Source organism: Moorena sp. SIO1G6, assembly GCF_010672795.1.
Taxonomy (GTDB): Bacteria; Cyanobacteriota; Cyanobacteriia; order Cyanobacteriales; family Coleofasciculaceae; genus Moorena; species Moorena producens.
In genome coordinates, this window is the sequence record NZ_JAAHFZ010000001.1 from 546,786 (window position 1) to 560,533 (window position 13,748).

Genomic DNA, 13,748 nt, shown 5'->3' on the forward strand with positions numbered 1-13,748 from the left:
GGGCGTATTGCCTCTTACCTTCCCTACCCTTACTCCCAACGTAAACTCTTCAACACCTCTTCCGTAAAAGGATTCTTACCAGCCCGAAGCTCATCTATCCATTTTTGCCGTTTTGCTTTCAACTTATCATTGTCGGTCCAATCTACAAATGCCTGAAAATCTGATATGGCTCCTGCGGTATCCCCAGTCAGGGCTCTAGCCAAACCACGACTATCCAGAATACCTCCATTTTCAGAATCTTTTGCTACTGCTTTTTCACAGGCATCCATCACCTCAACAGCATATCCATGGAGGCTACCAAACCAACAGAGTGAGTTCCAATCATAAGCATAAATTTCTAGGTTTGGATCTAGTTTTTGTGCTTGTTTGTAGAGAGATAGGGCTTTGGTTAATTGACCCTTTCGAGCTAACTGCTCACCTTGTTTAACTTTAGCGATCGCTCTTGCCTTTTCCTCTGGGTCGAATTCTAGGTCAGAATTCCATTCTTGGGCTTTTTTAAACTTAGCAATAGCACCATCGACATCCCCCTCTTCTGCTAACTTATCACCTTGTTCAAGTTTAGCGCGTGCTGCTAGTTGTTTGGCTTTTTTCTCTGGGTCGAATTCTAGGTCAGAATTCCATTCTTGGGCTTCTTTAAACTTAGCAATAGCACCATCGACATCCCCTTCTTTTGCTAACTTCTCACCTTGCTTAACAAGACCGGGAGCTACTGCTACTTTGTCCACTGAATCTTGACATGTAGTTAAGCTTTCTAAAGCTTCAAAATTCTCCACAAAGTAATCTTCAAGCAACTTACAGCCCCTAACCAGCATCTGACCTAAATCCTCCACTGGCCAGAGTCTGACCGTATTGTCCATTGATGCTGTAGCCAGGGTTTTACCATCGGGGCTAAAGCTTACACTATTGTTTACCAAGGATTGATGTCCTTGAAACACAGCTAATGGATTGCCCTGTAAATCCCAGAGTCTGACCGTTTTGTCCACTGATGCCGTAGCCAGCATCTGACCATTAGGGCTAAAACTTACACTATTTACCCGGTCTTGATGTCCTTGAAACAGAGCTAATTGATTTCCTTCTAAATCCCAGAGTCTGACCGTTTTGTCCCATGATGCCGTAGCCAGCATCTGACCATCGGGGCTAAAACTTACTACTACATTAGTTAGCGGACCTTGATGTCCTTGAAACAGAGCTAATTGCTTTCCCTGTAAATCCCAGACTCTGACCATGTTGTCTCCTGATACTGTAGCCAGGGTTTTACCATTGGGGCTAAAACTTACTAAATTAGTTAGCGGACCTTGATGTCCTTGATGTCCTTGAAACAGTGCTAATTGCTTTCCCTGTAAATCCCAGAGTCTGACCGTTTTGTCCTCTGATGCCGTAGCCAGGGTTTTACCATCTCGGCTAAAACTTACACTACTTACCGAGGATTGATGTCCTCTCAACACAGCTAATGGATTGCCCTGTAAATCCCAGAGTCTGACCGTTTTGTCCTCTGATGCCGTAGCTAGGGTTTTACCATCTCGGCTAAACCTTACACTCGTTACCGAGGATTGATGTCCTCTCAACACAGCTAATGGATTGCCCTGTAAATCCCAGAGTCTGACCGTTTTGTCCTCTGATGCCGTAGCTAGGGTTTTACCATCTCGGCTAAACCTTACACTCGTTACCGAGGATTGATGTCCTCTCAACACAGCTAATGGATTGCCCTGTAAATCCCAGAGTCTGACCGTTTTGTCCCATGATGCCGTAGCCAGGGTTTTACCATCTCGGCTAAACCTTACACTCGTTACCAAGCCTTGATGTCCTTGAAACAGAGCTAATTGATTGCTCTGTAAATCCCAGAGTCTGACCGTTTTGTCTGCTGATGCTGTAGCCAGGGTTTTACCATCTCGGCTAAAGCTTACACTTAATACCCAGTCTTGATGTCCTTTCAACAGTGCTAATAGATTCCCCTGTAAATCCCAGACTCTGAGAGTGTCCCATGATGCTGTAGCCAGGGTTTTACCATCGGGGCTGAAACTTACACTAGTTACCAAGCTTTGATGTCCTTGAAACAGAGCTAATTGATTGCCTTGTAAATCCCAGAGTCTGACCGTTTTGTCCTCTGATGCCGTAGCCAGGGTTTTACCGTCGGGGCTAAAACTTACACTTCTTACCCAGTCTTGATGTCCTTGAAACACAGCTAATGGATTGCCCTGTAAATCCCAGAGTTTGACCGTTTTGTCCTCTGATGCCGTAGCCAGGGTTTTACCGTCGGGGCTAAAACTTACACTATTTACCGAGGATTGATGTCCTTGAAACACAGCTAATGGATTGCCCTGTAAATCCCAGAGTCTGACCGTTTTGTCCTCTGATGCCGTAGCCAGGGTTTTACCGTCGGGGCTAAAACTTACACTATTTACCGAGGATTGATGTCCTTGAAACACAGCTAATGGATTGCCCTGTAAATCCCAGAGTCTAGCAGTATTGTCATATGATGCCGTAGCCAGCATGTGACCGTCGGGGCTAAAACTTACACTTAATACCGAGGATTGATGTCCTTGAAACAGTGCTAATGGATTGCCCTGTAAATCCCAAAGTCTGATATTACTGTCTGATGCCGTAGTCAGCATGTGACCATCGGGGCTAAAACTTACACTTTGTACCGGGCCTTGATGTCCTCGAAAAAGTCTATTTTCTTTGAATTTACTAAGACTCTGCTGTAGAGCATAGATAGGACTGATGGCAGGATAGTTATCCAAAGGGCGACCATCTTTCACGATATTATATAGCTGTTGCCCAGTATCCATGGCTGAGAATAAAAGCTCTCGATTGCCATAGTAACCATTATCCCCTGGTAACCGCCGTAAAATACTAAGCGCTTGTTGTTCTAGTTGGGTACCTGTTTGAGCTTCCTTTGATTTTCGAAAATTCTCTCTAGCTTTGATCCCAGTTACCACAGCCACAATTAAGGACAAACCCATTAGAATAGCACCTATGCTGATGATTCGCTTTGCTTTCTTTTGAGCCTCAGTTAACGTATCATTAGCCTCCGCTAATATCTGACTTTCTTCTGCCAATACCCGGCGGTCTAATTCCTGACCAGCAGCTAAAAACTGATAATCCAAATCGCTCAAACTTTTACCCCTAGCCCAAGCTTGAGCATTCTCTAACGCCACCCCCCGCAACAAACGAGCTTCATCCTGACACCCAGACTCAACCCAAGCAGTAAAGGCTTCAGAATAGGGACGCAGTCTAGCCAATTCTTGCTTAACCCAATCCCGATCAAAAACACTGCCATAAATCCGGTTGTTAACGGTCAAACAGCCATCCCGCTCCACTACCAACCCCGATAGCCTTAATTCTGTCTGTTCTTCACTGCCATCAGCGGCAAGACTACCCTGATCTAATACCTGCTGATACAATCCCAACAGCCTACTCGCCCGTTGCTCATTTCTGAGAATGCGATCGCGTATGGTCTTCAAGTGCTCTGGCTTATCCTGAGATACCCAATTGTCAATAATCTGGCTACGGGCGACCTGTTCAACTGAAGTTGTGTGAACTCCAGTTCCCCCAACTCCAGTTCCCCCCTTGTTAAGGGGGGTTAGGGGGGTACCCAATCCCGAAGTGCTATCGATGGATCCCCCTCCAGAAGTCCCCCCCTTGTTAAGGGGGGTTAGGGGGGTACCCAATCCCGAAGTGCTATCGATGGATCCCCCTCCAGAAGTTCCCCCCTTGTTAAGGGGGGTTAGGGGGGTACCCAATCCCGAAGTGCTATCGATGGATCCCCCTCCAGAAGTTCCCCCCTTGTTAAGGGGGGTTAGGGGGGTACCCTCTCCAGAAGTGCTATCGATGGATCCCCCTCCCGTCCCCCTTAATAAGGGGGAAGCCAGAGCATGCTCCACCATTAACTTACACAACTTCTGGGTCAGAAACGGTTGTCCCCCCGTCCAGGTCAATATCTCACCTAACACCTGTTCAGGATTATCCACTTTCCCGACCAAACCAGGGAGCAGTGGTGTTTTCGCCTCTTCAAAGGTAAATCCAGTCAGTTCAATATCCCGACCAATATTAAAGGGAGTGCGCTGTTTATCCTGAATCAAATCCGCTGGAGTTGCTACTCCCAGCAAACAAAAACTCAGCCGATTGTAGACTGTATTTTCGGCTCGTTTATTATAGCAACTGCGAATAAAAGCAAAGAAATCATCTTTAAACGCTACTTTAATAATACTGTCAATTTCATCTAGAAAGATAACAATAGTTTCTGGAATATTTGCCAATAATACCGATTCAATAAACTTGCCAAACCCTAACAAGGGAGTGATGTGCTCTGTTTCTCTAAACCAAGCCTCTTCATCAAATTTATCTGATAGCTTAAACTCATCCACCAGCATCACTATCAAGCTTGAATACCACATCTCTATGGGGATATTCTCTTTCCCAATCATGGTAAAATCGATACAACCACAAGCTACTCCTGTTTTCTGGAGACGCTTCATAGTTTGTACCCGCAAACTCGATTTACCCATCTGTCGCGAGTTGAGCACATAACAAAATTCCCCAGCCATCAAAGCCTGAAAAATTTCGTCATCAGCTTTGCGCACAGCATAAGTTGTGGAATCTTGAGGTAAACTTCCCCCAACTTGATAGATTGTTGGTTGGTTGGTCATGGTAGGAAAGGGAGTAGGGAATAAAGAAGCTATCAGCTATCAGCTATCAGCTTATGTGCTACGCGCACGCTACTTGAGGTGCTATCAGTTTTCACTTTTCATTTTCCAACCAATGGCTAACTGCTGACTGCTGACTGCTGACTGCTGACTGCTAACGGCTGATTGCTGACTGCTGACTGCTGACTGCTGACTGCTGACTGCTCCCTAACTATAAAATCCTGTTACTAAAATACTGACGATACAAATTATATCTCGGAATACAATCATTACCGATTGCTTTGACTAATCCCAGACTTTCTAAGAGATAGGTATCCTTAGGTTCCAGACGCACAGCTTTAGTAGTTGTCAGTAATTTTTTGAAAGCTTCCAGTAAATTGGGATGGAGAATCAGATTATTTAAAAGTTCTCGCAAATGATGACGATAAATCCCTGATTCTGTCGGGGCAGTTTCTAAAAGATGCTCTATGGTCATGTTGGGATTTTTGCTAAGAGTAGAGAAAGCCAGGTTCAATAAATAAGGATGTCCGCCTACCATACCCATTAACTTTTGACCTGATTCAATGGATAAACTTAAACCATAACGCCCAGCTAAACTCTGAACTTTATCTAAGTAAAAGTCCGATAACTCTACTGCTTCTCCCACATTAAAAGGAGACTGATTGATATCCAATTCAATATAAACTTCTGTAGAATAAACTACAATCAATCGCAGTTTTGTCCAAGGCTGATTATTTTTCCCATCCTCATGCCACGTGCGCAACAAACCTAGAAATTCTCGAGCTACTTCTGGATAAGGAAACACTCGGTCTACTTCATCCAAACACAAAACTATAGGACTGGATAAAGACGCTAACAGATACTGCTCAAAATATCGTTGACAATTTACTTTACTATATAATCGTTTACTCCAATACTTATCCAACTGGTCTGACAATCCCAAGTTGTCACCAACTCGCACACAAAACGACTGTAAAAATACATCCAAATCATGGCAAGGTAATTGATTCAGATTCAAATAAACCGTGCCATAACCCCGAGACTTAGCATAAGTAAGAATGCGATTACTGAGTAAGGTTTTCCCCATCAGCTTGGGTGCTTTAATCCGAATTAGTGCGCCTGGTTGTAAAATCTTTTGATAACACTCAGCATCTTGAGGACGTTCTATATAAAAGTCTTCAACTTTAGCGGTTGTCTGTGGTTGAATATTGCTGTTATTTGTGCTATTATAGTTACTATTATTAGTTGGTAACTCAATACCCAGTAACGTTAAAAATTCTGGTATAGATTGAGGGCGATCGGTTGCCACCAAGTTCATGCCATGGATAATGGCTCGATTTATGCGTCCGCTAATCTGGGGATTAAAATAGTTTGGTGCTGGTAATACAGCTCCCTCAACCCGCTCGTCAGCTGGTACTGGTTCATTTCCAGTTAAAAGAAAATACAAGGTAGCGGCTAAAGCATAAACATCGGTGTAGGAACCCTGTTGCGAACGGAACTGATATTGTTCCAGAGGAGCATAGCCTGGAGTCACGGCACAGAGATGAGTTTGGGTAACCCCAGGGACAAACCTAGTAGCAATACCCAAATCAATCAACACCGCACCAGAACCATCGTGACCCACCATGATGTTATTGGGTTTAACATCCCGATGGAGCAACCCTTGCTGATGAATATCCCAGAGGGCGCTACCAATTTGCTGGATATAAAGCAAGGCTTTCTCTTCTGAGAGCACACCCTGCCGGTTAACTATATCCGACAAGGTTTCCCCCTCGATGTATTCCATGATTAGGCAGGGCAGTTCACCTTCTCGGATGATTTCTTCTGATAAGCGGACTAGATGAGGATTCCCACGGCTACATTGGGCTAATTTTACCGCTTCATTGGCTAAAATTTTCCAATACTCTAATAAATTCTCTTGGCGGAGTACATGATTAAGGATAGTTTTGATAACAATGCGATCGCCTGTTTTAGTTCGCGCTAAGTACGTAATACCCAACCCACCTTGTCCTAGTTTTTTTTGGATGGTATACTTCCCCCTCTGTAGCCGATAACCAGGGGGCCAGGTATGATTAGTTACGCCGTAGCTGTGGTTAGGTCGCTGAGTAGTTAAGGGAGGTTTGTAGGGAGCATAAGGCTCTCCCACAGAAAGAGGTATCGGTTGTGTGGTGCTGCTATGACGATTTTTAGGGGAATTAAACCAGCGTTTAACCGCATTATTTAACCGCTGCTTGAATTTCCCACAGACTGACCGATGCTTATTAGTCTTCATCTGAGATGCCCAACCTATCCAGGATATTAATTTGGGTAGGGTTTATCGTAAGCATTCAGCCGTCAGCTATCAGCTATCAGCTTATGGGCATTAGCTGATAGCTTACCTGAATGTTTACGGTTTCTTTTTCCACACAAATAATTCTAACGTTTCTGATAATTATCAGAGCCATTCGATTTGCTTCACCCTACTTCATACTCCTACTCCCTATGTCAGCTTAAGCGCTACGCGCACGCTACACCGAACAGCTATCAGCTTTCAGTTATCAGCTTATGGGCTACGCGCACGCTACGGAACTTTTTAATAAAACAGGTAAGGATTGGTTTAATAGTCACGAAAGTCACAGCGTCGTTCGCACAGCGTGGCCAAAGGCCAAAGCCTGTGCTAAAAAGCACCTCAAGTAGCGTGAGCTTTTAGCTGACCGCTGATGGCTGACCGCTGATGGCTGACGGCTGACCTCCCTAATCATCCTCCCAGCTGTTACTAAACGTATCAAAGGGTTCTGTGGCACCTGTCCAGTTAAAATCATTAATTCGTAAACCAACTAAACCCCGTTGTTGTACTGGATTATAGCGCAATAAAACATTGTAACTTCGACGAGAATACTCTAAAAAGAAATCAGTACTAATTTCCTCATTTGTATCTAAATTTAGGTAAGTCTGGAAACCCACTCGAAATGGACCATAGAGTTGTTGGGTAATACCAGCATTAAGGACTCGAGTATCTGCAACTCGGTCAAATAAAAATGGTGATGTATTTCCTAAGGCGACTTGACTATAGCCAATATTAAAACCGGTATAGTCAAGAAACGGTTTAGAAAAATGACCGAATTGCCCAGTTAAGCCAATGCTCCCACGGAGAAACTCTTGAGAATCACCGTTACTATAGGCACTAGCCACACCGGTAATGGATGAATTTAGTTGAACATTGGGTAAAATTGGTGCTGGTGTATAGCGCATACCTTCTTCAGCAGTTGCTGGCAATGTTTTACCTTGCCAAAGGGGTTGTGTCCAGTTTAAAGTTGCACTCCCTTGATAACGGGTCAAACTAATCCGATTGTTATCCCGAGGTGGCAGAGGTAGCAAATCTGCTCGATCGGTCTTAGCATTGATATGCTGAACACCAGCTTGATATCGAATGGTCAAACCAGTTTGCCCGATGGGAATTGTTGGTGATTCAAATATACCCCCAATACTACTCTGAACGGTTTGGAAACCCAAAGAGCCATTGAAAAGGCGATCGCGATAGCTGGATTCCAAGGTCAGGCGATGAGGATATGTGTTACCAATAGTTTGTCGGAGCCGCAAACTTCCCCGAGATTCGTTTTCTAGATCATCAGGATCCAGACTAGTGAGTTCTGCGGAACCTACTAGTGTCGTGCGTGGCCCTAAGGAAGCATCCAGGTCAGCAAGCAAACCAAAGTTAGCCGGATCGATTACGCCACCACCTTCTGGATCATTGTTCTCATCTTCATCATTATCTCCAAGAATGGCTTTTTGAAGAAAGAACTGTGGTGTTAGACTAAACCTGACCGAGGGTGTTTCAACTACCTTGAAGCCACGCTGAATAAACACACCACCCCGGTCGTCATCATCATACCCAAAATCCAATAAACTCGGTTGCCGCTCACGGCGGTCAATCACAAACCGTTCACGAAATGTAGGCAAGGAAAACCCTTGATCAAACACCAGTCGAGGATTCTTGGCAATTACTTCATCTACTTCTGGGGAAATCCGCCGAAATCGAGCATTTCTGGTGCGCCACTCCAATTCTGGTGGGGAAAAGGGGTCGTTGGTAATTCTGACATTAGTAGCAACTCCTTCTAACCCATCAAACTCCACCCGGTCTGCTTCATAGCGGAATCGATTGATAGTCCCTTCGATGTCGGGAGATTCGATAGCGGTTGTGGTTGCCCCAGTTTCAGTATTGGGAATAACCCGAGCACCAAACTCAATGGCAAAGGCTCCGGGATTACTAATTCCAGCTAAGGGCTGGCTATTAATAATTCTGCGGCTGACCGGTTGAGTTGGGGTGGTTTGCCCAGAATCTGAACTTGCTCTGACAAATTCTCCCCTAGCCTTCAACACCACTCCAGTATCTTGAACAAAATAATACTCAAAGCGCTCTCCCTCTAGCACCTGGTTACCACGGGTGAGAGCCACACTCCCATCCGCGACCACAATCTTATTAGGCAAGTTTACTTGCAAACGGTCAGCTTCTAGTAAGGCATCTTGAAACCGCAAGGTAACATTACCCACTGCTGTAATCACTTGTCTAGTATCGTCATACTCCTGACGGTCTGAAGTCAATTCAAGTATGTCTGGCTCATTAGTATCGAAGGTACTTGTGGGAGCAGTAACCTCCGAATCTAACTCGGAACCAGATTGGCGTTGAGACAAGTCTTGGTCTGATTGTGGTGCAGTCTCTTCTAGGGAAGGTGGGTTAGATTGCTCAGGGATGATTAACTCAAATTCTCTAGTCTCTCCCCCCCGCTCTTGAGCTATAATACGCTTGCTCCTAGGAATTGGCAAAGGGCAATTTGGATTGATGCTCAAGGGGTCATCTGGCCTGGGTAAGGTTTCGAGAGTAGAACATCGTTTGGGGTAAGAGTTAACAGCGAAGAATCTTTCTTGATTCCCAGGCTCAGGTCTTAGCTCAGGTTTAATTTCAGGTTTAATTTCAGGTTGGCTATTAGGTTGGCTTTGGTGAATTGAAGTATTAATGTGGGATCGTCTGGTTTTGGGAAAGCCCCCTAAATCCCCCAAGTTTGGGGGACTTTGAAGATTTTGTTCCCCCCAAACTTGGGGGGCTAGGGGGGCCGCATCATACCCAGAATCAGCAACGCCTAATTTTGGAGTACTTTGAAGGTTTTGTTCCCCCCAAACTTGGGGGGCTAGGGGGGCCGCATCATACCCAGAATCAGCAACGCCTAATTTTGGAGTACTTTGAAGGTTTTGTTCCCCCCAAACTTGGGGGGCTAGGGGGGCCGCATCATACCCAGAATCAGCAACGCCTAATTTTGGAGTACTTTGAAGGTTTTGTTCCCCCCAAACTTGGGGGGCTAGGGGGGCCGCATTATACCCAGAATCAGCAACCCCTGTCTCAGAAGTAACCGACGAGGAAAACCTAGGAGAAACCCTAGTCGAAAATTCCGGTTCCAGAGTTGATGGTGCTTCTGGAGTTGGACTATTGAGTAAGGAGGTTAAATCAGGATGGAGTGGTTGCTTGATTCCTGGTTTTAGAAAAGTTTGTTGCCACTGTTTTCCTTGCCCTAGTTGCCAATTGTCTTGGCTGTTTGTTATGCTTGGCAAGGTCTGGCCAACTGCTCGGGAAATTGGTAGACCTAAGCTAGCAGCGCTTTTGTCTGTGGCTAATATTGGGAAAGCCTCAATCTTGAGCTCTCCTGTTGGGTAGGGTTTGAGCAGTACCTGGTTTTGCTGTGTTTGGTACGGTGCCGAAACGGTTATTCTTTGAGATAATTCATCGAGGTGGCTAGTGGTCTGGGAAGGTTTAACGGTTTGAATAATTGCGGGTACGACCGGCGGCTGAACTGGCTGGGGCATTTTTCACTAATTGGCTGGTGTTTTACTATTCAGACCAACAATCCTTGACTCAATCCCCAAGATTGTAGTTCCAAATCGGTTATCGACAAAGACAGCCCATATTACAACTAATTAAGCATAAATACAAAACCACCCTCATCTAAGAGCGTGGTTTTGTCTAGATAATCCCGTCTTCACGAGCCGTGGCTATCTCTAGTTGAGGTCTTTGATAGACCTGACATGATAATGCGATGTTCCTTTGGAACCGCTTCGCGAACGCTATTTACTCGAAATCTTTCCGCTTAGGGTTACGAGATGGATCGTTTGACAAGAAGCCAAACACAAATAAGGCAATAAAGAAGCTAACCACTATATAAACAATGATTTTGAGTGTTGCCATGTTGAGTTCTCCCAAGAAGATATGAAATACGGAAGATGAAGTAGTACATGAGACATTGGTCTGATGGTGAAACTTCTAGAATTGGGAATCTAGATCAAAAACCATCTGATTTTGCGACACGACTAACTTCATACTTTTTTAAGATCATACCTAAAGGTGGCTCCCATTTAACCTTTAATATCCTTAAAACTGGCATAAAAGCTGGGTAAGCATTCAGCGGTCAGTGGTCAGCCGTCAGCCGTCAGCTTTGTGGCACAGGCTTCGACCCTGTGACTTTAATCGCTCGAACCTAACCCATAAGCTGATAACTAATAGCTGATAACTAATAGCTGATAACTGATAGTTTATAAATGATAACTGATTGCTGATTGCTGATTGCTGATTGCTTACCCAAAGCCGATGAGCGGATTTGAACCGCCGACCGTTCGATTACGAATCGAATGCTCTACCACTGAGCTACATCGGCACCAGTTTATTAATATAGCAAATATTACTACAGCAAATCAGTCAGGTAAGTTAGGGTAAAACATTCATGACCAACTCGAACTCAAAAAAACCTTACCCCAATCCCAAAGTCTCTGGGCAAAAAATCAATCCCGAGAAGTATGCCAGGCTAAAAGCAGAAGCCCAACATCCCTACCGAGGCTTAAGAAAGTTTATCTATATTGCCTTCGGTGCCTCTGGTTTTATCGGTGCAATGGTTTTTCTAGCCCAGTTAGCTGCTGGTAAAGCTGTAGCTACTGCCATGCCTAACTTGGCTCTGCAAATTGGTGTAGTTATGTTGATGGTTTGGCTATTTCGCTTGGAAAATAAGGCAGAACGCAAGTTATAGCAGGAAAACCATGATACTCGTCTGTAGAGCCACCAGAAACAGACCGCTTTTTGATTAGAAAGTACACTCAAGAAAAGTAAATTGTAAGCATTCAGCTATCAGGGGTCAGGGGTCAGGGGTCAGGGGTCAGGGGTCAGGGGTCAGGGGTCAGCACTCAGCTTTGTGGCACAGGCTTCCAGCCTGTGACTTCACTCAGATTAAACCAATCCTTACCTGTTTGATTCAAAAGCTGTTCCCGTAGCGTGCGCGTAGGGCATTAGCTGAATGCTGATAGCTGAATGCTGATAGCTGAATGCTGATAGATTAAGCCTCTTCTTCTCCTGCTTCAATGCTATCTGCTTCCTTGCTATCCACAGGAGCCACTGAGTTAGCTGAAACTACTGCTCCCATGTCCAGTTGTTGACGTACTTGCTGCTCAATATTCTCAGCAAACTCGGGATGTTCAACCAAATACTTAACTGTATTATCCCGACCTTGAGCAATATTGTCCCCATTGTGGCTATACCAGGCTCCCTTGCGCAGAATGACTTTGGTTTGTTCTGCTAAATCCACCAGACACCCTAAGCGGGAAATCCCTTGGCCAAAAATAATGTCAAACTCTGCAATGCGGAAAGGAGGGGCAACTTTATTTTTGGCAACTTTGACTTTGGCACGAATCCCATATTCCCCCTCGTTAGATTTTTTCAGGGTTTGAATTCGACGAATATCCAGGCGAACTGAAGCATAGAACTTAAGTGCATTACCACCCGTAGTCACCTCTGGGCTACCATAGGTGATGCCGATTTTTTGTCGTAGCTGATTGAGGAAAATAACAGTACACCCAGACTTACCAATGTTACCAGCAATCTTGCGGAGCGCTTTACTCATCAACCGCGCCTGTAAACCCACTTGGTTATCACCCATTTCCCCCTCAATTTCTGCACGGGGTACCAAAGCAGCTACAGAGTCAATAACAACAATATCCACTGCGGCAGAACGAACCAGTTGATCCACAATTTCTAGGGCTGATTCCCCTGTGTCAGGTTGAGATACTAAAAGGTTGGCGATATCAACCCCCAAAGCTGCCGAGTAGGTGGGATCAAGAGCATGTTCTGCATCAACAAACGCTGCAACTCCCCCAGATTTTTGCACTTCTGAAACGGCATGCAAGGCTAGGGTTGTCTTACCAGAGCTTTCTGGGCCATAAATTTCAATAATGCGACCTTTTGGCAGACCACCCCCCAAGGCTAAATCTAGGGTAATTGCCCCACTCCGAATGGTTTCCACTTTCATGCGGGTGGCATCACCCAAGCGCATGATGGCACCTTTACCAAAATTACGCTCAATTTGTTTTAGTACCAGGTTCAGAGCTTTTTCTTTTTCGGGACTGTTTGTGATTGGGGTAGCCATGGATGCCTCAAAAAGTTTACTGTATCGGGACTAATTAGGTAGTTTGAATTCTCCCCCTAAAGAAACATGGGGAATTGAGAGGGGATGTTGCTCAAGGAGTTAAAGACCGCCTACACGCAACCTTAAAAGTAGGATTGGACTAACACGCTTTGTGGTAGTTATTGCCACAGGAGGAGGTAAAATACCTCAACAACAGCTGTGCTGTAAATTTTAATTTTATTGAAATTAGGGGTTTTCACCGATCTGACTGATACTCTATATTAGGCCAACGGTTTGGTAAATCCCATCCCTTGTTAAGATTGGTGTTGTTCAATCCTTCTGGCTCTTAAATGCAAGGATCAGGCCAGACTATAGTTACTGATCCATTTTAACTGTTTAAGCTCCTTGAGCTCTCTGCAACACTGCTTGGTTAAGCTGGGTAGGAATGCTGAGGAGGATCAGTTACTTGAGTAAAGTATAGTACAAAAGTACTTGCTTGTAAAGAAATGATCTTAAAGGAACTAGTGGGATTTTCTCATAGGTCCGCTTTACCTTTTCCTTAGGATACGCGGGGCGCGAACGGGCGCGCACCTGTTGCTATGGGTATCAATCTTGGCATGGGCTACCCACTAGGAAATACTTTTGTTCAGGATTTAACTAAAATTGATTATATATAATCAGCAAAAGC

6 protein-coding genes and 1 tRNA gene are annotated in these 13,748 nt (G+C 44.8%); 1 reads left to right on the forward strand and 6 read right to left on the reverse strand.

Annotated elements, in window-relative coordinates:
* Nucleotides 1-29 precede the first annotated feature (29 nt).
* From F6K63_RS02455 to F6K63_RS02475, 5 genes are all read right to left on the reverse strand, one after another.
* Complete coding sequence (locus tag F6K63_RS02455) at nt 30-4,649, reverse strand: WD40 domain-containing protein (RefSeq protein ID WP_287310630.1); 4,620 nt, start codon at nt 4,647-4,649, stop codon at nt 30-32.
* Between the two features lie 208 nt (nt 4,650-4,857).
* Complete coding sequence (locus F6K63_RS02460) at nt 4,858-6,918, reverse strand: AAA-like domain-containing protein (RefSeq protein ID WP_287310632.1); 2,061 nt, start codon at nt 6,916-6,918, stop codon at nt 4,858-4,860.
* Nucleotides 6,919-7,379: 461 nt separating this feature from the next.
* The gene (locus tag F6K63_RS02465) at nt 7,380-10,481 is read right to left on the reverse strand and encodes a DUF3769 domain-containing protein (protein ID WP_287265670.1); all 3,102 of its coding nucleotides are present in this window, start codon (nt 10,479-10,481) and stop codon (nt 7,380-7,382) included.
* Nucleotides 10,482-10,743: 262 nt separating this feature from the next.
* The gene (locus tag F6K63_RS02470; protein ID WP_071986807.1) at nt 10,744-10,860 is read right to left on the reverse strand and encodes a photosystem II reaction center protein I; all 117 of its coding nucleotides are present in this window, start codon (nt 10,858-10,860) and stop codon (nt 10,744-10,746) included.
* A 394-nt stretch (nt 10,861-11,254) separates the two neighbouring features.
* Nucleotides 11,255-11,326 (reverse strand) — tRNA-Thr (locus tag F6K63_RS02475).
* A gap of 66 nt (nt 11,327-11,392) precedes the next feature.
* Here F6K63_RS02475 and F6K63_RS02480 point away from each other — a divergent pair.
* Complete coding sequence (locus F6K63_RS02480) at nt 11,393-11,692, forward strand: DUF3493 domain-containing protein (RefSeq protein WP_008180324.1); 300 nt, start codon at nt 11,393-11,395, stop codon at nt 11,690-11,692.
* Nucleotides 11,693-11,995: 303 nt separating this feature from the next.
* On the opposite strand, the gene recA is transcribed toward F6K63_RS02480, so the two are convergent.
* Entirely contained in the window at nt 11,996-13,081 is a 1,086-nt protein-coding gene (gene recA / locus F6K63_RS02485; protein WP_008180323.1) for a recombinase RecA, read from the reverse strand.
* Nucleotides 13,082-13,748 lie beyond the last annotated feature (667 nt).

What these genes read in the sequence shown, in the direction of transcription:
- F6K63_RS02455 (WP_287310630.1), bottom strand. Translation starts at nt 4,649, where the DNA reads ATGACCAACCAACCAACAATCTATCAAGTTGGGGGAAGTTTACCTCAA.
- F6K63_RS02460 (WP_287310632.1), bottom strand. Translation starts at nt 6,918, where the DNA reads ATGAAGACTAATAAGCATCGGTCAGTCTGTGGGAAATTCAAGCAGCGG.
- F6K63_RS02465 (WP_287265670.1), bottom strand. Translation starts at nt 10,481, where the DNA reads ATGCCCCAGCCAGTTCAGCCGCCGGTCGTACCCGCAATTATTCAAACC.
- F6K63_RS02470 (WP_071986807.1), bottom strand. Translation starts at nt 10,860, where the DNA reads ATGGCAACACTCAAAATCATTGTTTATATAGTGGTTAGCTTCTTTATT.
- F6K63_RS02480 (WP_008180324.1), top strand. Translation starts at nt 11,393, where the DNA reads ATGACCAACTCGAACTCAAAAAAACCTTACCCCAATCCCAAAGTCTCT.
- recA (WP_008180323.1), bottom strand. Translation starts at nt 13,081, where the DNA reads ATGGCTACCCCAATCACAAACAGTCCCGAAAAAGAAAAAGCTCTGAAC.